Genomic DNA, 23,800 nt, shown 5'->3' with positions numbered 1-23,800 from the left:
CGCGGCGGACTAGTCGGTGGGCCGGTGTGCGTAGAGGTCTCTGAGCAGGGCGATCTCCGCCGTGTGGTGCAGCATCTCGCGGTTGATGTGCAGCACGAGCGTCGCCATCGGCTCCTTCTCGAACGGGCCCTCGGCCGGTCCGCACGGGCGGGCGAGCGCCGCCTCGTCCAGTCCGCGCACGCCCGCGATCCACTGCGCGTACGCGGCGTCGAGACGGTCCAGGGCGTCGGCGGCCGTGGCGGGATAGTCGTAACTCATGTAGTCCACCGGGTCCGCCCCGAAGTGCGAGGCGTTGCGGAGGCCGAGGACGCCCACCAGGATGTGGCCGAGGCGCCAGGCGATCGTCGTGACCGGCGCGGGCACCGGCTCCGGGTGGGCGAACTCGATCACGAGGTCGCCGGAGCCGCCCACGATCGGGGCGGTCGCGGAGCCGCGCGGGCGCACGCTCCAGCAGTCCGCCACGGGCTCCCAGAAGTACTCCTCGTCGGAGATCCCCGCGAGGCGGTCGCGCAGCTGGTGCCGCCAGTGCCAGTCGAGCTGGTCGGCGAGGAGCGTGTTCCAGTCGAGTGTCATACGTCTCACGCTAGGGCCCCGCACCGACAGTCGCCCGGCCGCCGGGCCTCCGTGCGATTAACCGTTTCGCGAGCGGTCCTGGTGACTCGGTACGATCGCACTTGCGCGCGTCACAGGTAATGGCGCGGCGTTCCATCTTCAGGTAGGAGAAGTCCGGTGTCTGATGTCCGTGTGACCATCCAACGCGATTCCGAGCGGGAAGAGCGCGTGGTGACGACGGGCACTACGGCCGCCGAGCTCTTCCCCGGCGAGCGCAGCATCGTCGCCGCCCGCGTGGCCGGCGAGCTGAAGGACCTGGCGTACGAGGTCGCCGACGGCGAGACCGTCGAGCCCGTCGAGATCTCCTCCGAGGACGGTCTCAACATCCTGCGCCACTCGACCGCGCACGTCATGGCGCAGGCCGTGCAGGAGCTGTTCCCCGAGGCCAAGCTCGGCATCGGCCCGCCCATCAAGGACGGCTTCTACTACGACTTCGACGTCAAGGAGCCGTTCACCCCCGAGGACATCAAGCGCATCGAGAAGAAGATGCAGGAGATCCAGAAGCGGGGGCAGCGCTTCTCGCGCCGCGTCACCACCGACGCGGACGCGGCCGTCGAGCTCGCCGACGAGCCGTACAAGCTGGAGCTCATCGGCCTCAAGGGCAACGCGGCGCAGGCTGCCGACGGCGCGGACGCCGAGGTGGGCAGCGGCGAGCTGACCATCTACGACAACATCGACGCCAAGACCGGCGAGTTGTGCTGGAAGGACCTCTGCCGCGGCCCGCACCTGCCGACCACCCGCGTCATCCCCGCGTTCAAGCTGATGCGCTCGGCCGCCGCCTACTGGCGCGGCAGCGAGAAGAACCCGCAGCTCCAGCGCATCTACGGCACCGCGTGGCCGTCGAAGGACGAGCTCAAGGGCTACCTGGAGTTCCTCGCAGAGGCCGAGAAGCGTGACCACCGCAAGCTCGGCGCCGAGCTGGACCTGTTCTCCTTCCCGGACGAGCTGGGCCCCGGCCTCGCGGTCTTCCACCCCAAGGGCGGCGTGATCCGCAAGGTCATGGAGGACTACTCGCGGCGCCGCCACGAGGCATCCGGCTACGAGTTCGTGAACACCCCGCACATCTCGAAGGAGCACCTCTTCGAGACCTCGGGCCACCTCCCGCACTACGCGGAGGGCATGTTCCCGCCCATCCAGTTCGACGAGCAGAACTACCGCCTCAAGGCGATGAACTGCCCGATGCACAACCTGATCTTCAAGTCCCGCGGGCGCTCCTACCGTGAGCTGCCGCTGCGGCTCTTCGAGTTCGGCACCGTGTACCGGTACGAGAAGTCGGGCGTCGTGCACGGGCTGACCCGCTCGCGCGGCTTCACCCAGGACGACTCGCACATCTACTGCACCAAGGAGCAGATGGCGGAGGAGCTCGACACGCTCCTCACCTTCGTCCTCGACCTGCTGCGCGACTACGGCCTGAACGAGTTCGAGCTGGAGCTGTCCACCCGCGACGACTCCGACAAGTTCATCGGCACGGACGAGGACTGGGCGGAGGCCACCGAGGCGCTGCGCTCCGCCGCGGAGAAGCAGGGCCTCCCGCTGGTCCCGGACCCGGGCGGCGCCGCCTACTACGGCCCGAAGATCTCGGTGCAGGCCAAGGACGCCATCGGCCGCTCCTGGCAGATGTCGACCCTCCAGGTCGACTTCAACCAGCCCAAGCGGTTCGGCCTGGAGTACACCGCGGCCGACGGCTCGCGCCAGCAGCCCGTCATGCTGCACCGCGCCCTGTTCGGCTCGATCGAGCGGTTCTTCGGCGTGCTCCTGGAGCACTACGCGGGCGCGTTCCCGGCGTGGCTCGCCCCGGTCCAGGCCGTCGGCATCCCGATCGGCGACGGGCACGTGGGCTACCTGGAGGAGTTCGCCGAGAAGGCGCGCGCCCGGGGGCTGCGCGTCGAGGTCGACAAGTCCTCGGACCGCATGCAGAAGAAGATCCGCAACCAGCAGAAGGCCAAGGTGCCCTTCATGGTCATCGCGGGCGACGAGGACATGAACGCCGGTTCGGTGTCCTTCCGCTACCGCGACGGCTCGCAGGAGAACGGCATCCCGGTCGACGAGGCCATCGCGAAGATCGTGAAGGTCGTCGAGGAGCGGGCGCAGGTCTGACGTCGTCCGTCAGGACGTCATTCGGTGTCACGGCGAGAGGCCTCCGGGGAGTCCCCCGGGGGCCTCTCGCCCTCCTGCGCGAAGACCTGCAGCAGCCACGACGAGAACGAGCCGGTGACCGCGCCGAGCAGCGCAAGGCCGCAGGCCATCACGCCCACCGTCACCAGCCGGCCGAGCGGGGTCACCGGGGCCAGATCGCCGTAGCCCACGGTCGACAGCGTGGTGCAGGTGAACCACACCGCGTCGCCGTACGTGCGGATGTCCGCGCCGGGCGCCGCGTGCTCCTGCTGGTACAGGGCCAGCGACCCCGCGAAGCCGAGCAGCGTCACCGAGAGGCCCGCGTACGCGATCACGCGCGCGTGCAGTGCGAGCCGCGGCTCGTTCCGCCTGCGCTGCACCGCCTCGTAGGTCCGCACGATCTGCAGGGGACGCAGCAGGGGCAGCAGCAGGACCAGCGTGTCCAGCCAGTGGGTGCGCACGAAGCGCGGCCAGCGCTGCCCGCTCAGGTGCCGGCGCACCAGGTAGTCGACGAGGAACACCGCCCACGCGACGAGTGCGAGCGTCAGGGACGTGGCCCGCAGGGCGTCGGGCAGGTCGTGGCCGAGTACCCGGACCGCGTACGCGGCCAGGAAGACGAGCGAGGCGATCGCGAGAACGGCGCCGTTGCGCCGCTCCCAGCGGGCCAGTGCGGTGTCGGTCATCCCGACAGCATCACCCGCGCCGACCTGGGGCGGTACCCGGCGACACGCCTCCCTGAGGCGACGCCATATGCTGCATTGCATGACGAGTGAGCCGGAGCAGCAGGTCGGTCCAGTGGGTGAGCCGGACGGATTCGGGCGTCTGTGGACCCCGCACCGCATCGCGTACATCCAGGGCGAGGGCAAACCGAGCGGCCCCGGGGCCGACGACGGCTGTCCCTTCTGCGCGGCTCCCGGCAAGTCCGACGAGGACGCCCTGATCGTGGCGCGCGGCGAACACGTCTTCGCGATCCTGAACCTGTACCCGTACAACGGCGGGCACATGATGGTGCTGCCCTACCGGCACGTCGCCGACTACACGGACCTCGACGCGAACGAGACCGCGGAACTCGCCGACTTCACCAAGCGCGCCATGACCGCGCTGCGCTCGGCCTCGGGCGCGCACGGCTTCAACATCGGCATGAACCAGGGCGCGGTCGCGGGCGCCGGCATCGCGGCCCACCTGCACCAGCACATCGTTCCGCGGTGGGGCGGCGACACCAACTTCATGCCGGTCGTCGGCCACACCAAGGTGCTGCCGCAGATGCTCGCCGACACGCGCACGGCCCTGGCGAAGGCCTGGCCGAGCGACTGAGTCCTACGCGTTGTACGTGTCCGCCTTCCCCGGCGACGGGTCCTGTACCGCGCCGCTGAGGAAGCCGGAGCGGGCGCCGAACTTCTCGGTGTTCACACCGTTCTCGTCGAGCACCTTGATGGCCGCCGCGTGCACCACGCGCAGCACCGGCGTCGCCGTGCGCAGCGCGTCGTCCGCCATGAAGCGGTGGCGCCACGGCTGGTCCGCCCAGGCGTGGCGCAGGCCGAACGGCTCGGGCAGTACCAGCTTGCCCCCGAGGTGGTCCAGGAGCGGCGGATACCAGGTGAAGGGGGCGCGGACCGCGATCCGGACCGCCTCGTCCGAGGTGACCAGCGGGAGCGTCTTCGAGGTGGTCTCCCAGAACCGTATGGACTTGGAGATCTCCTTCGTCTTCGGCTCCGGCTTCGTCGTGAACAGCGAGTGCACGGGACCGAGCGCGTGCCCGGTCACCTCTATCCGCAGCGTCTGGTGCAGCACCGTCACCGTGATCAGCATCGTGATCACCAACTGACCGTCCCAGAGCGTGAACTGGACGCCCAGGTAGTGGCGGCTGCCGCTGCCGAACTGCTGCTCGTTGCAGATCCTCTCTATCGCGTGCTGCCGGGTCTCGAACGCTTCGACGTCCACGCCCGAGGGGCGGGTCACGCTCTTCGCGTTCTCACCGATCGGCGAGACGATCCAGTGCTTGACCGACGGCGTGGGGAAGCCGCCCGTGTGGATGGGCTTGCGCTCCAGGAGACGGAGCTGGTCGTAGATCGCGCGCACCACGTCCCAGCTGCGGAACGGGTGGATGTCCTTGCCGGGCTCCTTCGACACCAGGTCCTCGGCCAGCTGCCAGCCGCCCCAGCGCGTGCCCATGCCCAGGATGCCCTTGGGGCCCGCGTAGAACACGGAGTTCGACGCCTGCTCGGCGGTCAGCTTGGCCAGGTTCTGCCGCAGCTGCTCCGCCGCGGTCTCGCCGGGGCTGCCGGGGACGGCCTCCGGGATCTTCGCGCCGATCCCGCCGCCGGACAGCAGCCCGCCCCAGCGCTCCCGCAGGTCCTGCGCGGTGCGCTCGCAGATCCGCCGCGCCCAGAGGCCGCCGATCACCGGTGCCACGAAGCAGGCCCGTAGGTACCAGGTCCAGCCGTTGTCGGACGGCAGCTTGACGAGGCCGATCACGACGACCACGAACACGATGGCCAACAGCGCCGTGGAGAGGGCGGCCCGGCTGCGCGCCTGGCGCTCGCGCTTCTTGGCCTCGCGCTTCTCCTTGGTCCCCTTGCCGTCGGCCTCCTTGACCTCCTTCTCGGCCAGCGCCACCCGCGTGTTGTTCGACCGGCGGATCTGGAACGCGGTCAGCCAGAGCAGGAAACCCGGCAGGAACAGGAAGCCGAACACCACCGTCACCAGCGTCAGCAGGCTGTCGCGCTGACGCCGGATCCGATTGGCGGCGAGGCAGTGCTCCACGACGACGTGCGGTTCCGTGCCGAACGACTGGATCAGCGGCTTGCGGGCGCCGCCCAGCATCCGCACCTGCACCGCCCGGGAGAATGCCTCACCGAGATTCGGCGCGAACATCGACCATATCCCCGGCTTCACCTGGGACTTGTGCCACTCGTTGTTGGCGTCCTCGATCTTTGCCGCCGGGTCGTCGCGGTACGCGGCCGAGGCGATGGCGAACGTCGCGGCGGTCTGGCCCGCCGACCCCTTGAGCGGGACCTGCGCGCCCGGTTGGAAGTCGAAAACCCCGTCGGCCGAAGCCGGCTTCATCGTGTCCGCCACTGCCACCCCCATCACCGCACGCTGTCGCTGCGGCTTTTCCCGACTTGACCGCCCCGCACACCTGTTGGGCGCGCCGTCGGCCGGATCCGGCTGATCTTCGACCAGCGTAGCGGCCACCACCGACACCGACCCCGAGGAACGGGAAGCCGGGGCCGGTGGACGGCCGAGGATCGACTACGGGACGTCCTGGGCCTGTTCACGGATCCGCTCGCTGAGCTGGGCCGGCATCGGCTCGTGCCGGGCGTACTCGCGGCTGAAACGCGCCGTGCCGTGCGACAGCGAGCGCAGGTCCACCGCGTACCGGCCGATCTCGATCTCCGGCACCTCGGCCCGCACCAACGTCCGTCCGCCCGGCGCCTGTTCGGTGCCGACGACGCGGCCGCGCCGCCCGGACAGATCGCTCATGACGGTGCCCACGTAGTCGTCGCCGACGAGGACCTCGACCTCGGCCACCGGTTCCAGGAGATGGATCCGGACATCGGCCGCGGCCTCCCGCAGCGCGAGCGCGCCCGCCGTCTGGAACGCCGCGTCGGACGAGTCCACCGAGTGCGCCTTGCCGTCGAGCAGCGTCACCCGCACGTCGATGAGCGGATATCCGGCCGCGACGCCCTTCGCCGCCTGCGCCCGCACCCCCTTCTCCACGGACGGGATGAACTGCCGGGGGACCGCGCCGCCGACGACCTTGTCCACGAACTCGATGCCCGAGCCGCCGGGCAGCGGCTCCACCTCGATCTCGCAGATCGCGAACTGGCCGTGGCCACCCGACTGCTTCACGTGCCGGCCGCGCCCCGCGGACTTGCCCGCGAACGTCTCCCGGAGGGAGACCTTGTGCGCGACGACGTCGACCTGCACCCCGTACCGGCTGCGCAGCCGCTCCAGGGCGACGTCCGCGTGCGCCTCGCCGAGACACCACAGCACGACCTGGTGGGTGTCCTGGTTCTGCTCCAGGCGCATCGTCGGGTCCTCGGCGACGAGCCGCGACAGGCCCTGGGAGAGCTTGTCCTCGTCGGCCTTGCTGTGCGCCTGGATGGCCAGCGGCAGCAGCGGATCCGGCATCTCCCACGGCGACATGAGCAGTGGGTCGTCCTTCGCCGAGAGCGTGTCCCCGGTCTCCGCCCGGCTGAGCTTCGCGACGCACGCCAGATCGCCCGCGATGCAGTGCGTCAGCGTGCGCTGCTGCTTGCCGAAGGGAGCCGACAGGGCCCCGATCCGTTCGTCCGCCTCGTGCAGGGCGCGGGTCTCGTGCCCGTGGTCGGACAGACCGTGACCCGACACGTGCACCGTCTCGTCGGGGCGCAGGGTGCCGGAGAAGACGCGGACGAGCGAGACCCGCCCCACGTACGGGTCGGACGCCGTCTTCACGACCTCCGCCACCAGCGGTCCCTCGGGATCGCAGGCGTGGATGTCGAGCTCCTTGCCGTCGCGTTTGCGGACGCCGGGCGCGGCGCGCTCCAGCGGTGTGGGAAAGCCGCCGGTGATCAGGTCGAGGAGTTCGACGGTGCCGATGCCCTGCCGCGCGTCCTCGGCCGCCGGGGCCGCCGCGAGGACCGGGTGGAAGACGCCGCGCGCGACGGCCCGCTCCAGGTCGTCGATGAGCGTCTTGACGTCGATGTCCTCGCCGCCCAGGTAGCGGTCCATGAGGGACTCGTCCTCGCTCTCGGCGATGATCCCCTCGATGAGCCGGTTACGGGCCTCCTCGATCAGCGACGCCTGTTCGGCGCCCGGTTCCGACTCCTTGCGTTCGCCCGACGCGTAGTCGAAGAGGCGCTGCGAGAGCAGCCCGATCAGGCCCGTCACGGGCGCGTGCCCGTCCGGCGCCTGTTCGCCGCGCAGCGGGAGGTACAGCGGGAGCACCGCGTCCGGGTCGTCGCCCCCGAAGACCTGTGCGCAGGTCCGCGTCATGTCCTCGAAGTCGGCCCGCGCCGCCTCCAGGTGTGTGATCACGATGGCCCGCGGCATGCCCACGGCCGCGCACTCCTCCCACACCATGCGTGTCGCGCCGGCCATCGTCTCGGGCCCGTCGGCGGCGGACACAACGAAAAGGGCCGCGTCCGCAGCCCGCAGACCGGCCCTCAACTCCCCGACGAAATCCGCGTAGCCGGGGGTGTCCAGGAGATTGATCTTGAATCCGTCCCATTCCAGCGGGACGAGCGAGAGCTGGACCGAGCGCTGCTGGCGGTGCTCGATCTCGTCGTAGTCGGAGACGCTGGTGCCGTCCTCGACGCGACCCGCCCGGTTCACCGCCCCCGCGGTCAGCGCGAGGGCCTCCACCAGGGTCGTCTTGCCCGATCCGCTGTGGCCGACCAGCACCACATTCCGTACGGACGCGGGATGGTCGGCCGTCGCTGCCCTGCCGGCGGCCCCGGGGTGTCCGTTGTTCTTGTCGCCCATGCCTTGCCTCCCGGTTTACTGCTCGGTGAGGTCCTGAAGGGCGCGGACACGCGAATCCGCGTGCGGAGGCGGCTTCGGCGACGCCCGCGGTGTCTTCGAGCTTTCCACTCGGGTCACTGTGCGTCCATACGTCGTACGGGATCGCACGCCGACGCGTGCGGCCCGTCCGCGGTTCGCACGTGTGCGTGGCTACGATGGGCCAGCCGGTGGCCAGAGGGGCCGCGCGGCCACCGACCGTCGGGAAGGCCATGCTGAACAAGTACGCGCGTGCATTCTTTACGCGTGTCCTCACACCGTTCGCCGCGTTTCTCATCCGCCGCGGAGTCAGCCCCGACGCGGTCACGCTCCTGGGCACCGCCGGAGTCGTGGCCGGTGCGCTGGTCTTCTATCCGCGCGGTGAGTTCTTCTGGGGAACCGTCGTCATCACGCTGTTCGTCTTCTCGGACCTCGTGGACGGAAACATGGCGCGCCAGCTGGGCCGGTCCAGCCGCTGGGGTGCCTTCCTCGACTCCACGCTCGACCGTGTCGCCGACAGCGCCATCTTCGGCGGCCTCGCGCTCTGGTACGCGGGCGGCGGGAACGACAGCGTTCTGTGCGCCGTGTCGATCTTCTGCCTCGCCAGCGGCCAGGTCGTGTCGTACACGAAGGCGCGCGGTGAGGCGATCGGCCTGCCCGTCGCCGTGAACGGGCTGGTGGAGCGCGCCGAGCGGCTCGTCATCTCGCTCGTCGCCGCGGGCTTCGCCGGTCTGCACAAGTTCGGTGTGCCCGGCATCCAGTACCTGCTCCCGGTCGCCCTGTGGATCGTCGCCGTGGGCAGCCTCGTCACGCTGATCCAGCGCGTGGTCACCGTGCGCCGCGAGTCCGCGGAGGCCGACGCGGCGGCCGCCGCCCAGGAGGGGGCCACCTCGTGAGCGGGACGCAGGAGCGGATCACCGACGCCCTCTACGGGCTCGGCTGGGCGACCGTCAAGAAGCTTCCCGAGCCGGTCGCGCAGCGCCTCGGCCGCACGATCGCCGACGCCGTCTGGAAGAAGCGCGGCAAGGGCGTGCAGCGCCTGGAGGCCAACCTCGCGCGCGTGGTGCCCGACGCCACGCCCCAGCGTCTGCAACAGCTCTCCAAGAAGGGCATGCGCTCGTACCTGCGCTACTGGATGGAGTCCTTCCGGCTCCCCGCGTGGAGCAAGGAGCGCATCCAGGAGGGCTTCTCGGTCAAGGACGTCCACTACCTCACCGAGGGCCTGGCCGCCGGCAAGGGCGTCGTCCTCGCCCTGCCCCACATGGGCAATTACGATCTGGCGGGCGCCTGGGTCACCACCCAGCTCGACACGCCGTTCACGACCGTCGCCGAGCGGCTCAAGCCGGAGACCCTGTACGACCGCTTCGTCGCCTACAGGGAGGGCCTCGGCATGGAGGTCCTGCCGCACACGGGCGGCTCCGCCTTCGGCACGCTCGCCCGGCGGCTGCGCTCCGGCGGCCTGGTCTGCCTGGTCGCCGACCGCGACCTGTCGTCCTCCGGTGTGGAGGTCAAGTTCTTCGGCGAGACGACGCGGATGCCCGCGGGCCCCGCGATGCTCGCCCAGCAGACCGGCGCGCTGCTGCTTCCCGTGACCCTCTGGTACGACGACTCGGCCATAATGCGGGGTCGCGTCCATCCGCCCATCGATGTGCCGGAGACAGGTACTCGGGCGGAGAAGACGTCTGTCATGACGCAGGCGCTGGCCGATGCCTTCGCCACGGGGATCGCGGACCATCCGGAGGACTGGCACATGCTGCAGCGCTTGTGGCTTGCCGACCTGGACAACTTTGAGGAGCGGCCGGCGTGAGGATCGGAATCGTCTGCCCGTACTCCTGGGACGTGCCGGGCGGCGTCCAGTTCCACATCCGCGATCTGGCGGAGCACCTCATCGCCCTGGGGCACGAGGTGTCCGTCCTCGCGCCTGCGGACGACGAGACCCCCCTGCCGCCGTACGTCGTGTCGGCGGGGCGCGCGGTTCCGGTGCCGTACAACGGCTCGGTGGCGCGCCTCAATTTCGGCTTCCTGAGCGCAGCGCGCGTCCGCAGGTGGCTGAACGACGGCACGTTCGACGTCGTCCACATCCACGAGCCGGCGTCGCCCTCCCTGGGGCTGCTGACCTGCTGGGCGGCGCAGGGGCCGATCGTCGCGACCTTCCACACGTCCAACCCGCGCTCGCGCGCCATGATCGCCGCGTATCCGATCCTGCAGCCCGCCCTGGAGAAGATCAGCGCGCGCATCGCGGTGAGCGAGTACGCGCGCCGCACGCTGGTCGAGCACCTGGGCGGCGACGCGGTCGTCATCCCGAACGGCGTCGACGTCGACTTCTTCGCCCGCGCCGAGCCGAAGTCCGAGTGGCAGGGCGACACCATCGGCTTCATCGGCCGCATCGACGAGCCCCGCAAGGGCCTGCCCGTGCTCATGAAGGCGCTCCCGAAGATCCTCGCCGAACGCCCGCGGACCCGGCTGCTCGTCGCCGGGCGGGGCGACGAGGACGAGGCGGTGGCCTCGCTGCCCAAGGAGATGCGCGACCGCGTCGAGTTCCTCGGCATGGTCAGCGACGAGGACAAGGCGCGCCTCCTGGCGAGCGTCGACGTCTACGTCGCGCCCAACACCGGAGGCGAGAGCTTCGGCATCATCCTGGTGGAGGCCATGTCGGCGGGGGCCCCGGTCCTCGCCTCCGACCTGGACGCCTTCGCGCAGGTCCTCGACCAGGGCGCGGCCGGCGAACTCTTCACCAACGAGGACGCGGACACGCTCGCCGTCGCGGCCCTGCGTCTCCTCGGCGACCCGGAGCGCCGCGCGGAACTGCGCGCGCGTGGCAGCAAGCACGTCCGCCGCTTCGACTGGTCCACGGTCGGCGCGGACATCCTCTCGGTCTACGAGACGGTGACCCAGGGCGCGGCGGCGGTCGCGGCGGACGAGCGGACGGGCCTGCGGGCGCGCTTCGGCCTGGCGCGGGACTGACCCCCGCCGGCGTCCCGGTAGCCTTGCCGCCCGTGACCGTCACCCTCATCTGGATCGCCGTAGGCCTCTTCGCGATCGGGCTCTACCTGAGCTGGACCGCAGGACGCCTCGACCGACTGCACGCCCGAATCGACGCGGCCCGCGCCGCCCTCGACGCCCAACTCCTGCGCCGCGCCTCGGTCGCCCAGGAACTGGCCACGTCCGGCGTGCTCGACCCGGCCGCGTCGATCGTGCTGTACGAGGCGGCGCACGCCGCGCGCCAGTCCGAGGAGGAGCAGCGCGAGGTCGCCGAGAGCGAGCTCAGCCAGGCGCTCAGGGCGATCTTCAGCGAGCCCGACCAGGTCGAGGTGGTCCGCGAGGCCCCCGGCGGCGACGAGGCCGCGGAGGAGCTCGCCCAGGCGGTCCGCCGCGTCCCCATGGCCCGCCGCTTCCACAACGACGCCGTACGCGCCGCCCGGGCGCTGCGCCGGCACCGCAAGGTCCGCTGGTTCCGGCTCGCGGGGCACGCCCCGTTCCCGCTGGCCTTCGAGATGGACGACGAGCCTCCGGTGGCGCTCGCGGACCGCGCCACCGCATAGATCCGAGGCCAAAAGGAGCCACTGCCTGCACATTGGCCCTTGTAGTGGCCTGCTCCCCAGAGGTTTCCTCGGTGGTGCACGAAGCGCTCCCCGCAGCGCTCACAGCGTTTACCGCGTTCACCGAGTGAGGTCACCCGTGTCCATTTCCGAGAACCAGGCTCCCGCCACCGGCACCGCCCGCGTCAAGCGCGGCATGGCCGAGCAGCTCAAGGGCGGCGTGATCATGGACGTCGTCACGCCCGAGCAGGCGAAGATCGCCGAGGACGCGGGCGCCGTCGCCGTGATGGCTCTGGAGCGGGTCCCGGCCGACATCCGCAAGGACGGCGGCGTGGCCCGCATGTCCGACCCGGACATGATCGAGGGCATCATCGGCGCCGTCTCGATCCCGGTGATGGCCAAGTCCCGCATCGGTCACTTCGTCGAGGCCCAGGTGCTCCAGTCCCTCGGTGTCGACTACATCGACGAGTCCGAGGTGCTCACCCCGGCCGACGAGGTCAACCACTCCGACAAGTTCGCCTTCACGACCCCGTTCGTCTGTGGCGCCACCAACCTGGGCGAGGCCCTGCGCCGTATCGCCGAGGGCGCCGCGATGGTCCGCTCCAAGGGCGAGGCCGGCACCGGCAACGTCGTGGAGGCCGTCCGCCACCTGCGCCAGATCAAGGGCGAGATCGCCAAGCTGCGCGGCTGCGACAACAACGAGCTGTACGCCGCCGCCAAGGAGCTGCGCGCCCCGTACGAGCTGGTCAAGGAGGTCTCCGAGCTCGGCAAGCTGCCGGTCGTGCTGTTCTCCGCCGGTGGCGTCGCCACCCCCGCGGACGCCGCGCTCATGCGCCAGCTCGGCGCCGAGGGCGTCTTCGTCGGCTCCGGCATCTTCAAGTCCGGCGACCCGGCCAAGCGCGCCGCCGCCATCGTGAAGGCCACCACCTTCTTCGACGACCCGAAGATCGTCGCGGACGCGTCCCGCAACCTCGGCGAGGCCATGGTCGGCATCAACTGCGACACGCTGCCCGAGGGCGAGCGCTACGCGAACCGGGGCTGGTGATGACCGACCCCGTGGTCGGAGTGCTCGCGCTCCAGGGCGACGTGCGCGAGCACCTGGTCGCCCTGGCCACTGCCGACGCCGTGGCCAGGCCCGTGCGGCGCGCCGAGGAACTGGCGGAGGTCGACGGCCTCGTCATCCCCGGCGGCGAGTCGACCACCATCTTCAAGCTGGCCCACCTCTTCGGCGTGCTGGAGCCGCTCCGCGCGCGCGTGCGTGACGGTCTGCCCGTCTACGGGACGTGCGCGGGCCTGATCATGCTCGCCGACAAGATCCTCGACCCGCGCTCGGGCCAGGAGACCATCGGCGGCATCGACATGATCGTGCGGCGCAACGCCTTCGGACGGCAGAACGAGTCCTTCGAAGCGGCGGTCGACGTGCGGGGCGTCGAGGGCGATCCTGTAGAGGGCGTCTTCATCAGGGCTCCGTGGGTGGAGTCCGTGGGCGCCGAGGTGGAGGTGCTCGCCGAGCACGCGGGACACATCGTCGCCGTGCGTCAGGGCAGCGCCCTCGCGACGTCCTTCCACCCCGAGCTCACGGGTGACCACAGGATCCACGCCATGTTCGTGGACATGGTGCGGGCAAAGGGCGCCGAGGGATCCTTGTAGGATCTGCGGGGGTCTCCCGGCCGCACACGCCGGGAAGGCGCCGTTACTGGGTTGGTTACGCGAAGGAGACAGGCAGATGTCCGGCCACTCTAAATGGGCTACGACGAAGCACAAGAAGGCCGTGATCGATGCCAAGCGCGGCAAGCTCTTCGCGAAGCTGATCAAGAACATCGAAGTCGCGGCGCGCATGGGCGGGACCGACATCGAGGGCAACCCGACGCTGTACGACGCCATCCAGAAGGCGAAGAAGCAGTCGGTCCCGAACAAGAACATCGACTCCGCGGTCAAGCGCGGCGGCGGCCTCGAGGCCGGCGGCGCCGACTACGAGACGATCATGTACGAGGGCTACGGGCCGAACGGTGTCGCGGTGCTCATCGAGTGCCTCACCGACAACCGCAACCGCGCCGCGTCCGACGTGCGCGTCGCCATGACGCGCAACGGCGGCTCGATGGCCGACCCGGGCTCGGTCTCGTACCTCTTCAACCGCAAGGGTGTCGTGGTCGTCCCCAAGGCCGAGCTGTCCGAGGACGACGTCCTGGGCGCCGTGCTCGACGCGGGCGCCGAGGAGGTCAACGACCTGGGCGAGTCCTTCGAGGTGCTCTCCGAGGCCACCGACCTGGTCGCCGTCCGCACCGCGCTCGTGGACGCCGGGATCGACTACGACTCGGCCGACGCCAACTTCGTCCCGACCATGCAGGTCGAGCTCGACGAGGACGGCGCGCGCAAGATCTTCAAGCTCATCGACGCGCTCGAGGACAGCGACGACGTGCAGAACGTCTTCGCGAACTTCGACGTCTCCGACGAGGTCATGGAGAAGGTCGACGCCTGACGTGACACCAGCGGCGGGCCGACGGGACACACCCCGTCGGCCCGCCGCTTTGTCGGTGCCACCCGATAGCCTGCACGAACAGGCAGTCGAAGTAGGGGGCGAGGCGTGCGCGTACTGGGCGTGGACCCGGGTCTGACCCGGTGCGGTGTCGGCGTGGTCGAAGGGGTCGCGGGGCGACCGCTGACGATGCGCGGCGTCGGTGTCGTACGGACGCCGCCGGACGCCGAGTTGGGGCACCGCCTCGTCGCCATCGAGCAGGGCATCGAGCAGTGGCTCGACGAGCACAGGCCCGAAGTCCTCGCCGTGGAGCGGGTGTTCAGCCAGCACAACGTCAGCACGGTGATGGGCACCGCCCAGGCCAGCGCCGTCGCCATGCTGTGCGCCTCGCGCCGCGGCATCCCCGTGGCGCTGCATACGCCCAGCGAGGTCAAGGCCGCCGTCACCGGCAGCGGCCGGGCCGACAAGGCGCAGGTGGGGGCCATGGTCACCCGGCTCCTCAGACTGGACGCGCCCCCCAAGCCGGCCGACGCCGCCGACGCCCTGGCCCTCGCCATCTGCCACATCTGGCGCGCCCCCGCGCAGAACCGACTGCAGCAAGCCGTAGCGCTGCACGCATCGAAAGGCCGTACCGCATGATCGCCTTCGTCAGCGGCCCCGTCGCCGCCCTCGCCCCCGACGCAGCGGTGGTCGAGGTGGGCGGTGTCGGCATGGCCCTCCAGTGCACGCCGAACACGCTGTCCACGCTCCGCATCGGCCAGCAGGCCAAGCTCGCCACGTCCCTCGTCGTACGGGAGGACTCGCTCACCCTGTACGGCTTCGCCGACGACGACGAGAAGCAGACCTTCGAACTGCTGCAGACCGCGAGCGGCGTCGGCCCGCGCCTGGCGCAGGCGATGCTCGCCGTGCACAGCCCGGACGCGCTGCGCAGAGCCGTCTCCACCGGCGACGAGAAGGCGCTCACCGCCGTCCCCGGCATCGGCAAGAAGGGCGCCCAGAAGCTGCTCCTGGAGCTGAAGGACCGCCTCGGTGAGCCCCTCGGCACCGGCGGCCAGGCCATCGGCACGGCCGTCACCAGCGGCTGGCGCGAGCAGCTGCACGCCGCCCTGATCGGCCTCGGCTACGCCACCCGCGAGGCCGACGAGGCGGTCGACGCGGTCGCCCCGCAGGCCGAGGCCACCGAGGGCACCCCGCAGGTGGGCCAGCTCCTCAAGGCGGCCCTGCAGACCCTCAACCGCACCCGCTGACCCGGCCGCCCCGACCGCGCACCGAAGCCGACCGCCCCTTTTTCGAATCCGTAACGCGAGGCACCACACATGAACTGGGACGAGACCACCGAAGACGCCGCGACGCCGCAGGCCGACCGGCTCGTCGGTGCGTCCGCCGACACCGAGGACCAGGCCGTCGAGGCGGCGCTGCGCCCCAAGGACCTGGGCGAGTTCATCGGTCAGGAGAAGGTCAGGGAACAGCTCGACCTGGTGCTGCGCGCCGCCCGCGCGCGCGGGGCCACCGCCGACCACGTCCTGCTCTCCGGCGCCCCCGGCCTCGGCAAGACCACCCTCTCCATGATCATCGCGGCCGAGATGGGCGCCCCGATCCGCATCACCAGCGGCCCCGCGATCCAGCACGCCGGAGATCTCGCCGCGATCCTCTCCTCCCTCCAGGAGGGCGAGGTCCTCTTCCTCGACGAGATCCACCGGATGTCGCGGCCCGCCGAGGAGATGCTCTACATGGCGATGGAGGACTTCCGGGTCGACGTCATCGTCGGCAAGGGCCCCGGCGCCACCGCCATCCCGCTGGAGCTGCCGCCGTTCACCCTCGTCGGCGCCACCACGCGCGCGGGGCTGCTGCCGCCGCCGCTGCGCGACCGCTTCGGCTTCACCGCCCACATGGAGTTCTACGGGCCGCCCGAGCTGGAGCGTGTGATCCACCGCTCGGCGGGCCTGCTCGACGTGGAGATCGACCCGGCGGGCGCCGCCGAGATCGCCGGCCGCTCCCGCGGCACCCCCCGCATCGCCAACCGGCTGCTGCGCCGCGTCCGCGACTATGCGCAGGTCAAGGCCGACGGCCAGATCACCAGGGACATCGCGTCCGCGGCGCTCGGCGTCTACGAGGTGGACGGCCGCGGCCTCGACCGTTTGGACCGCGCCGTGCTGGAGGCCCTGCTGAAGCTGTTCAGCGGCGGACCGGTGGGACTTTCGACACTCGCTGTGGCCGTGGGGGAGGAGCGTGAGACGGTGGAGGAGGTCGCCGAGCCCTTCCTCGTCCGGGAAGGACTCCTGGCGCGCACCCCCAGGGGACGCGTCGCGACTCCCGCCGCGTGGGCCCACCTGGGACTCACCGCACCCCAAGGGAGACCTGGGGCGGGCGGACAGCAAGACCTCTTCGGAGGGTGACGGCGCGGGTAGTCGCCGGGGCTGGAACCCCGGTGCCATGCTGAGCGTTGTTCCCACAGTGCGGACTCGCTTAGACTCCGCCGACGTCGCCTTTACGGTGGCGCGATACCCCATCATCGATACGGCTGCATCTCGACGCGGCCGAATGAAGGAAGTTCCTACCCGTGAGTCCTGTGACCCTCCTCCCGTTCATTGTGCTCATCGGGGCCATGTTCCTGATGACCCGGTCTGCCAAGAAGAAGCAGCAGCAGGCCGCCCAGATGCGCAATGAGATGCAGCCCGGTTCCGGCGTCCGCACGATCGGGGGCATGTACGCCACGGTCAAGGAAGTTCACGACGACGCCGTGCTCCTCGACGCCGGCCCCGGCGTCCACCTCATGTTCGCGAAGAACGCCATCGGCGCTGTTCTCACCGATGACGAGTACAACCGCATCGTCCACGGCGAGGAAGTCGTTGATGATGACGAACTGACCAACGACGCCGTCGTGCCGGACGACGCGTCCTCCCTCACCGAGACCGACGAGACCGCCGACGCATCGCGCATCGACCTCGGCAAGAAGGACGAGCCTGCCGAGGACGCGGAGAAGGCCGAGAAGGTTGAGAAGGCCGAGAAGGCCGACGACGCCGAGGTGAAGAAGACCGACGGCGAGTCCGACGCGAAGTAGTACGGCCGGAACCGTGGGGCGACCGCTCGACGGGCCCCGCGGTTCCTGTCCGTGCGCGACGCGCGCGGACTCTCGACCATTTCATGGCCGTCCGGGCACCCCACCCCGATGCCGGACGGATGGAGAGGGAGTACGAGAAGGTGGCCACACCTAAGAAGAGCCGAGGGGCAGGTGCCCAGTCGAAGCCGGGGCGTGCCCTGGGCCTGATCGTGATCATCATGGTCGCGCTCGTCGGGGGGATGTTCGCCTCCGGCACGTTCACCCCGCGCCTTGGCATCGACCTCGCGGGCGGCACCAGCATCACGCTGGAGGCCAAGAACGAGCCGGGCAAGCCCAACGCGATCAACAAGACGAACATGGACACGGCGGCGGACATCATCAACCGCCGCGTCAACGGCATGGGTGTCTCCGAGGCCGAGGTCCAGACGCAGGGCAAGAGCAACATCATCGTCAACATCCCGCGAGGGACGAACGAGAAGCAGGCTCGCGAGCAGGTCGGTACGACCGCGCAGCTCTACTTCCGTCCGGTGCTCACGATGACGGCCGGCCAGCCGACCGGCAAGGGCGACAAGTCGGCCACCCCGTCCCCGAGCGCCTCCTCCGGCGGCAAGGCGACCGGCAAGGCCACCGGCTCGGACAAGTCGTCCGACAAGGCGACGGCCACGCCGACCCCGAGCGCCACGACGCAGGGCCGTGCCGTCACCGACAGCCTCAAGGCCGACGCGACGCCGAGCGCCTCCGCGAAGAGCGGCGACGACGCGCAGGCGACCCCGAGCGCGAGCACGGACCCGGCGACCACCGCGCTGCAGAAGAAGTTCATGCAGCTCGACTGCACGGACAAGGCAGCCCGCACCAAGATCAACGAGGGCGCCAAGTCCACGGACCCGATCATTGCCTGCGGTCAGAGCCAGGGGCAGTGGCAGAAGTACATCCTCGGCCCGTCCGAGGTGGGCGGCAAGGACGTCAAGAAGTCCCAGGCGACCATCAACCAGCAGTCCGGCCAGTGGGTCGTGAACATGGAGTTCACGGGCTCGGGCTCGAAGAAGTTCGCCGCGACGACCAGCAAGCTCAAGAGCCAGCAGTCGCCGATGAACCAGTTCGCCATCGTCCTCGACGGCGACGTGGTCTCCGCCCCCAGCGTCAGCTCCACCCTGAGCCAGAACGCCGAGATCTCCGGCTCCTTCACCCAGGAGTCCGCCCAGGACCTGGCCAACGTGCTGTCCTACGGCGCCCTGCCGCTGACCTTCCACGAGCAGAGCGTCACCTCGGTGACCGCCGCGCTCGGTGGTGAGCAGCTCGACGCCGGCCTGATCGCGGGCGCCATCGGCCTCGCGCTGGTCATCATCTACCTGGTGGTCTACTACCGAGGCCTGTCGCTCGTCGCCCTCGCCTCGCTGCTCACGTCCGGCATCCTGACGTACACCCTGATGACGCTGCTCGGCCCGGCCATCGGCTTCGCGCTGAACCTGCCGGCCGTCTGTGGTGCCATCGTGGCCATCGGTATCACCGCGGACTCGTTCATCGTGTACTTCGAGCGGATCCGGGACGAGATCAGAGAGGGACGCACGGTGCGTCCCGCGGTGGAGCGTGCCTGGCCGCGAGCCCGGCGCACCATCCTGGTCTCCGACTTCGTGTCGTTCCTCGCGGCCGCGGTGCTCTACATCGTGACCGTCGGCAAGGTGCAGGGCTTCGCGTTCACGCTCGGCCTGACCACGCTGCTCGACATCGTCGTGGTCTTCCTCTTCACGAAGCCGCTGATGACGATGCTGGCCCGCACCAAGTTCTTCACGGGCGGGCACAAGTGGTCCGGCCTCGACCCGAAGCGCCTCGGCGTGCAGCCCCCGCTGCGTCGCACCCGCCGCGCCACCCGCCCTGTCGACCCGAAGGAGGCGTGAGATGTCGAAGCTCGGCAATCTCGGCGCCAGGCTGTACCGCGGTGAGGTCGGTTACGACTTCATCGGCAAGCGAATGATCTGGTACGGCGTCTCGATCCTCATCACCATCACGGCCATCGTCGGCCTCGGGGTGCGCGGCCTGAACATGGGCATCGAGTTCGAGGGCGGCGCGATCTTCACGACGCCCAAGACGAGCGTCTCGGCCCAGAAGGCCGAGGAGTACGCCGCGGACGCCTCGGGTCACCCGGCGGTCGTCCAGGAGCTCGGCTCGGGCGGTCTGCGCATTCAGGTCGCGGGCGTCGACACCGCCAAGTCGGACCAGATCAAGGCCGAGCTGTCCAAGGACATGGACATCAAGGCCGACGACATCAACGCCGACCTGGTGGGCCCCAGTTGGGGCGCCTCGATCGCCAACAAGGCATGGCAGGGCCTGGCCATCTTCATGGTCCTGGTCGTGATCTATCTGGCGATCGCCTTCGAGTGGCGGATGGCGGTCGCGGCACTCGTCGCGCTCATCCACGACATCACGATCACCGTCGGGATCTACGCCCTGGTGGGCTTCGAGGTCACGCAGGGCACGGTGATCGGTCTGTTGACCATCCTTGGTTATTCGCTCTACGACACGGTCGTCGTCTTCGACTCGCTCAAGGAACAGACGAAGGGCCTGGAGAAGCAGACCCGCTTCACGTACAGCGAGGTCGCCAACCGGTCGATCAACAGCACCCTGGTCCGCTCGATCAACACCACGGTCGTGGCGCTCCTCCCGGTCGCGGGCCTGCTGTTCATCGGCGGCGGCTTCCTCGGCGCGGGCATGCTGAACGACATCTCGCTGTCGCTCTTCGTGGGTCTCGCCGCCGGTGCGTACTCGTCGATCTTCATCGCCACTCCGCTGGTCGCAGACCTCAAGGAGCGCGACCCGAAGATGAAGGCGCTCAAGAAGCGGGTGCTCGCCAAGCGCTCCGCCGCCGCGGCGAAGGCCGACACGGCCGCCGTCGTGGGGCACCAGGCGGACGGCTCGCCGGAGGGCGAAGCCGACGACCCGGAGGACGCCGCTCCGGCCGCGTCCGCGGCATCCGGTTCGGGACCGCGCAACCAGCCGGCCCGCAACCGAGGCCGCGGCCGCCCCTCGGGCAAGCGCCGCTGAGCCGAACCGGCCCGCTCGACACCAGGGCGCCAGGAGCCTTCGAGGCCCTGGCGCCCTTGGCGTTCGGTGACAGTGCCGACTGCTAGGGTTGGCGGTCGCGCAAAGCCGTTGAAAACCCCTTGAGACACTCGCTGAGGTGCAGAAATGACCGACATCAAGGAGCTGCTCCTCAGCCGCATCCGCGACGTGCAGGACTACCCGGAGCCCGGAGTCCTCTTCAAGGACATCACGCCGCTGCTCGCGGACCCGGCGGCCTTCACCGCCCTCACCGACACCCTCGCGGAGCTCTGCGTCCGCAACGGCGCCACGAAGATCGTCGGCCTGGAGGCGCGCGGCTTCATCCTGGGCGCCCCCGTCGCGATCCGCGCGGGCCTCGGATTCATCCCCGTACGCAAGGCGGGCAAGCTCCCCGGTGCGACACTCGCACAGTCGTACGACCTTGAGTACGGCTCCGCCCAGATCGAGGTGCACGCCGAGGACCTCGGCGCCGACGACCGCGTCATGGTGATCGACGACGTGCTGGCCACCGGCGGCACCGCCGAGGCAGCGGTCCACCTGATCCGCCGCGCGGGCGCCGAGGTCGCGGGCTGCGCCGTCCTCATGGAGCTGGGCTTCCTGCCGGGCCGCGGACGACTGGAATCCGCGCTTCAGGGCGCCCCGCTCGACGCTCTGCTCGTCGTGTAAATCGCCAGTTCACAGCCGTACCGGCGGGCCTGGAGGAATCCGGCGCCCGCCTCCGCTGTTTCATCAGTACGACGGGGTCCCAGCGGCCCGGGGCGAGCCGGAGGCGCCGGATCGATACCATGGGCTCTCCGGGGCCTGAACCGGGACCCGTGTGCACGAGGAGCGCCGTTGCCAGACGAGGCCAAGCCACTGACCGCCGCCGCGCAGGACCAGCAGGCAAACGGGTCTGCGGCGTCTTCCGCCGCGTCTTCTCGGGACGCGAAGAACACGCAGGCCGCGTCGGCCGCGAAGCCTGCCCCGTCGAGCGGGACGGCGGACGGACAGCCACGTCCCAAGCCCCCGGTCAACCAGCCGCGCCCCACGCCCCCGCCGGCGATCCGCGCGGCCACCAACCAGCCCGCCGCGCGCTCCGGCTCCTCCAACCGCGTCCGCGCCCGCCTGGCCCGCCTCGGCGTCCAGCGCTCGAACCCGTACAACCCCGTCCTGGAGCCGCTGCTGCGGATAGTGCGCAGCAACGACCCGAAGATCGAGACGTCCACGCTGCGCCAGGTCGAGCGCGCCTACCAGGTCGCCGAGCGCTGGCACCGTGGGCAGAAGCGCAAGAGCGGCGACCCGTACATCACGCACCCGCTCGCCGTGACGACGATCCTCGCCGAGCTCGGCATGGACCCGGCGACGCTGATGGCCGGGCTGCTGCACGACACCGTCGAGGACACCGAGTACGGCCTGGACACCCTCAAGCGGGACTTCGGCGATCAGGTCGCCCTGCTCGTCGACGGCGTCACCAAGCTGGACAAGGTCAAGTTCGGTGAGGCCGCGCAGGCCGAGACCGTGCGCAAGATGGTCGTCGCCATGGCCAAGGACCCGCGCGTCCTGGTCATCAAGCTCGCCGACCGCCTGCACAACATGCGCACCATGCGCTACCTCAAGCGCGAGAAGCAGGAGAAGAAGGCCCGCGAGACGCTGGAGATCTACGCTCCGCTGGCGCACCGCCTGGGCATGAACACCATCAAGTGGGAGCTGGAGGACCTCGCCTTCGCGATCCTCTACCCCAAGATGTACGACGAGATCGTGCGGCTCGTGGCCGAGCGCGCGCCCAAGCGCGACGAGTACCTGGCCATAGTGACCGACGAGGTGCAGTCCGACCTGCGCGCGGCCCGCATCAAGGCGACCGTCACCGGCCGCCCGAAGCACTACTACAGCGTCTACCAGAAGATGATCGTCCGCGGCCGTGACTTCGCGGAGATCTACGACCTGGTGGGCATCCGCGTCCTCGTCGACACGGTCCGCGACTGCTACGCGGCACTGGGCACCGTCCACGCCCGCTGGAACCCGGTTCCGGGGCGGTTCAAGGACTACATCGCGATGCCCAAGTTCAACATGTACCAGTCGCTGCACACGACGGTGATCGGCCCGAACGGCAAGCCCGTCGAGCTGCAGATCCGCACGTTCGACATGCACCGCCGCGCCGAGTACGGCATCGCCGCGCACTGGAAGTACAAGCAGGAGGCCGTCGCCGGCGCCTCCAAGGTGCGCACCGACGCGCCCAAGTCGTCCGGCAAGGGCAAGGACGACCACCTCAACGACATGGCGTGGCTGCGCCAGCTGCTCGACTGGCAGAAGGAGACCGAGGACCCCGGCGAGTTCCTGGAGTCCCTGCGCTTCGACCTGTCGCGCAACGAGGTCTTCGTCTTCACGCCGAAGGGCGACGTCATAGCGCTCCCGGCCGGGGCCACGCCGGTGGACTTCTCGTACGCGGTCCACACGGAGGTCGGCCACCGGACCATAGGAGCACGCGTCAACGGACGCCTGGTCCCGCTCGAATCGACCCTCGACAACGGCGACCTCGTGGAGGTCTTCACCTCCAAGGCGCAGGGCGCGGGCCCGTCCCGCGACTGGCTCGGCTTCGTGAAGTCGCCGCGTGCGCGGAACAAGATCCGCGCCTGGTTCTCCAAGGAGCGCCGCGAAGAGGCGATCGAGCAGGGCAAGGACGCCATCGCGCGCGCCATGCGCAAGCAGAACCTGCCGATCCAGCGGATCCTGACCGGCGACTCGCTCGTCACGCTCGCGCACGAGATGCGCTACCCGGACATCTCGTCCCTGTACGCCGCGATCGGCGAGGGCCATGTCACGGCGCAGTCCGTCGTGCAGAAGCTCGTCCAGGCGCTCGGCGGCGAGGAGGCGGCCAACGAGGACATCGCCGAGAGCGCGCCGCCGTCGCGGGGCCGCTCCAAGCGCCGCTCGAACGCCGACCCCGGTGTCGTGGTCAAGGGCGTCGACGACGTCTGGGTGAAGCTGGCGCGCTGCTGCACGCCGGTGCCGGGCGACCCGATCATCGGCTTCGTCACGCGCGGCAGCGGCGTATCGGTTCACCGCAGCGACTGCGTCAACGTGGACTCGCTGTCCCGTGAGCCGGAGCGCATCCTCGAGGTCGAGTGGGCGCCCACGCAGTCGTCCGTGTTCCTGGTCGCCATCCAGGTCGAGGCGCTGGACCGCTCGCGGCTGCTGTCCGACGTGACGCGGGTCCTGTCGGACCAGCACGTGAACATCCTGTCCGCGGCGGTCCAGACCTCCCGCGACCGGGTGGCCACCTCCCGCTTCACCTTCGAAATGGGCGACCCGAAGCACCTGGGCCATGTGCTCAAGGCGGTCAGGGGAGTGGAGGGCGTCTACGACGTGTACCGGGTGACGTCGGCACGGCGGCCATAACGATCAAGCCCCTGCGGCGATTGAGCAGCGGGGTCCGGGGCGGAGCCCCGAGGCATGGGAACGGCCCCCGAGCGCAGTGCT

Annotated in this window: 21 protein-coding genes; 17 read left to right on the top strand and 4 right to left on the bottom strand. The window is 70.1% G+C overall.

All coding sequences use genetic code 11. The features are described 5' to 3' along the window. Nucleotides 1-9: 9 nt before the first annotated feature. Nucleotides 10-573 (bottom strand): DinB family protein, encoded by a 564-nt coding sequence (locus ACY34M_RS21520; RefSeq protein ID WP_462719560.1) that lies wholly within the window; start codon nucleotides 571-573, stop codon nucleotides 10-12. Nucleotides 574-729: 156 nt separating this feature from the next. On the opposite strand from ACY34M_RS21520, the gene thrS reads away from it, so the two are divergent. Further along, entirely contained in the window at nucleotides 730-2,709 is a 1,980-nt protein-coding gene (gene thrS, locus ACY34M_RS21515; RefSeq protein WP_462719561.1) for a threonine--tRNA ligase, read from the top strand. A gap of 17 nt (nucleotides 2,710-2,726) precedes the next feature. Here the strand turns inward: thrS and ACY34M_RS21510 are convergent, their stop codons facing one another. Beyond that, a complete protein-coding gene (locus ACY34M_RS21510; protein WP_462719562.1) occupies nucleotides 2,727-3,410 on the bottom strand; it encodes a potassium channel family protein in 684 nt (227 codons plus the stop codon). Nucleotides 3,411-3,477: 67 nt separating this feature from the next. Between ACY34M_RS21510 and ACY34M_RS21505 the strand changes: the two genes are divergently transcribed. Continuing rightward, nucleotides 3,478-4,041, top strand: coding sequence for an HIT family protein (locus ACY34M_RS21505; RefSeq protein ID WP_462719563.1), 564 nt, complete (start codon nucleotides 3,478-3,480; stop codon nucleotides 4,039-4,041). A 3-nt stretch (nucleotides 4,042-4,044) separates the two neighbouring features. Here ACY34M_RS21505 and ACY34M_RS21500 read toward each other — a convergent pair whose 3' ends face one another. Both ACY34M_RS21500 and ACY34M_RS21495 read right to left on the bottom strand, forming a co-directional pair. Next, on the bottom strand, nucleotides 4,045-5,793 hold the full coding sequence (locus tag ACY34M_RS21500; RefSeq protein ID WP_462719717.1) for a hypothetical protein: 1,749 nt from the start codon (nucleotides 5,791-5,793) through the stop codon (nucleotides 4,045-4,047). A 186-nt stretch (nucleotides 5,794-5,979) separates the two neighbouring features. After that, nucleotides 5,980-8,196 carry an elongation factor G-like protein EF-G2 gene (locus ACY34M_RS21495; RefSeq protein ID WP_462719564.1) on the bottom strand — a complete coding sequence of 739 codons (2,217 nt, stop codon included), beginning with the start codon at nucleotides 8,194-8,196 and terminating at the stop codon, nucleotides 5,980-5,982. Between the two features lie 194 nt (nucleotides 8,197-8,390). Here ACY34M_RS21495 and pgsA point away from each other — a divergent pair, with 194 nt between their 5' ends. From pgsA to ACY34M_RS21420, 15 genes are all read left to right on the top strand, one after another. Beyond that, a complete protein-coding gene (gene pgsA / locus ACY34M_RS21490; RefSeq protein ID WP_462719718.1) occupies nucleotides 8,391-9,107 on the top strand; it encodes a phosphatidylinositol phosphate synthase in 717 nt (238 codons plus the stop codon). Continuing rightward, a complete protein-coding gene (locus ACY34M_RS21485) occupies nucleotides 9,104-10,018 on the top strand; it encodes a phosphatidylinositol mannoside acyltransferase (RefSeq protein ID WP_462719565.1) in 915 nt (304 codons plus the stop codon). The genes pgsA and ACY34M_RS21485 overlap by 4 nt, the downstream gene beginning before the upstream one ends. Beyond that, complete coding sequence (locus ACY34M_RS21480; RefSeq protein ID WP_462719566.1) at nucleotides 10,015-11,175, top strand: glycosyltransferase family 4 protein; 1,161 nt, start codon at nucleotides 10,015-10,017, stop codon at nucleotides 11,173-11,175. The genes ACY34M_RS21485 and ACY34M_RS21480 overlap by 4 nt, the downstream gene beginning before the upstream one ends. Nucleotides 11,176-11,207: 32 nt before the next feature. Next, entirely contained in the window at nucleotides 11,208-11,753 is a 546-nt protein-coding gene (locus tag ACY34M_RS21475; protein ID WP_462719567.1) for a LemA family protein, read from the top strand. Between the two features lie 136 nt (nucleotides 11,754-11,889). Beyond that, nucleotides 11,890-12,795, top strand: a complete 906-nt coding sequence (gene pdxS / locus ACY34M_RS21470; protein ID WP_462719568.1) for a pyridoxal 5'-phosphate synthase lyase subunit PdxS — start codon at nucleotides 11,890-11,892, stop codon at nucleotides 12,793-12,795. Next, nucleotides 12,795-13,400 carry a pyridoxal 5'-phosphate synthase glutaminase subunit PdxT gene (gene pdxT / locus ACY34M_RS21465; RefSeq protein ID WP_462719569.1) on the top strand — a complete coding sequence of 202 codons (606 nt, stop codon included), beginning with the start codon at nucleotides 12,795-12,797 and terminating at the stop codon, nucleotides 13,398-13,400. The genes pdxS and pdxT overlap by 1 nt, the downstream gene beginning before the upstream one ends. Nucleotides 13,401-13,476: 76 nt before the next feature. Continuing rightward, complete coding sequence (locus ACY34M_RS21460) at nucleotides 13,477-14,229, top strand: YebC/PmpR family DNA-binding transcriptional regulator (protein ID WP_462719570.1); 753 nt, start codon at nucleotides 13,477-13,479, stop codon at nucleotides 14,227-14,229. A 105-nt stretch (nucleotides 14,230-14,334) separates the two neighbouring features. Further along, nucleotides 14,335-14,865, top strand: coding sequence for a crossover junction endodeoxyribonuclease RuvC (gene ruvC / locus ACY34M_RS21455; protein WP_462719571.1), 531 nt, complete (start codon nucleotides 14,335-14,337; stop codon nucleotides 14,863-14,865). Further along, complete coding sequence (ruvA, locus tag ACY34M_RS21450) at nucleotides 14,862-15,473, top strand: Holliday junction branch migration protein RuvA (RefSeq protein WP_462719572.1); 612 nt, start codon at nucleotides 14,862-14,864, stop codon at nucleotides 15,471-15,473. Before ruvC ends, ruvA begins: the two co-directional genes overlap by 4 nt. 69 nt (nucleotides 15,474-15,542) lie before the next feature. Continuing rightward, the gene (gene ruvB, locus ACY34M_RS21445) at nucleotides 15,543-16,622 is read left to right on the top strand and encodes a Holliday junction branch migration DNA helicase RuvB (protein ID WP_462719573.1); all 1,080 of its coding nucleotides are present in this window, start codon (nucleotides 15,543-15,545) and stop codon (nucleotides 16,620-16,622) included. A gap of 164 nt (nucleotides 16,623-16,786) precedes the next feature. Continuing rightward, nucleotides 16,787-17,287: a preprotein translocase subunit YajC gene (gene yajC / locus ACY34M_RS21440; protein ID WP_462719574.1), complete on the top strand. Its 501-nt coding sequence runs from the start codon at nucleotides 16,787-16,789 to the stop codon at nucleotides 17,285-17,287. A 140-nt stretch (nucleotides 17,288-17,427) separates the two neighbouring features. Next, nucleotides 17,428-19,182, top strand: a complete 1,755-nt coding sequence (secD, locus tag ACY34M_RS21435) for a protein translocase subunit SecD (RefSeq protein WP_462719575.1) — start codon at nucleotides 17,428-17,430, stop codon at nucleotides 19,180-19,182. A 1-nt stretch (nucleotide 19,183) separates the two neighbouring features. Then, the gene (gene secF / locus ACY34M_RS21430; protein ID WP_462719576.1) at nucleotides 19,184-20,326 is read left to right on the top strand and encodes a protein translocase subunit SecF; all 1,143 of its coding nucleotides are present in this window, start codon (nucleotides 19,184-19,186) and stop codon (nucleotides 20,324-20,326) included. A 144-nt stretch (nucleotides 20,327-20,470) separates the two neighbouring features. Further along, a complete protein-coding gene (locus tag ACY34M_RS21425; protein ID WP_462719577.1) occupies nucleotides 20,471-21,010 on the top strand; it encodes an adenine phosphoribosyltransferase in 540 nt (179 codons plus the stop codon). A gap of 168 nt (nucleotides 21,011-21,178) precedes the next feature. Beyond that, entirely contained in the window at nucleotides 21,179-23,719 is a 2,541-nt protein-coding gene (locus tag ACY34M_RS21420) for a RelA/SpoT family protein (protein WP_462719578.1), read from the top strand. The last annotated feature ends 81 nt before the right edge of the window (nucleotides 23,720-23,800 follow it).

This window comes from Streptomyces sp. EDA2-14 (assembly GCF_054963755.1).
The sequence above is the reverse complement of the archived record's forward strand: the minus strand, read 5'-3'. Positions and strand labels throughout refer to the sequence as shown.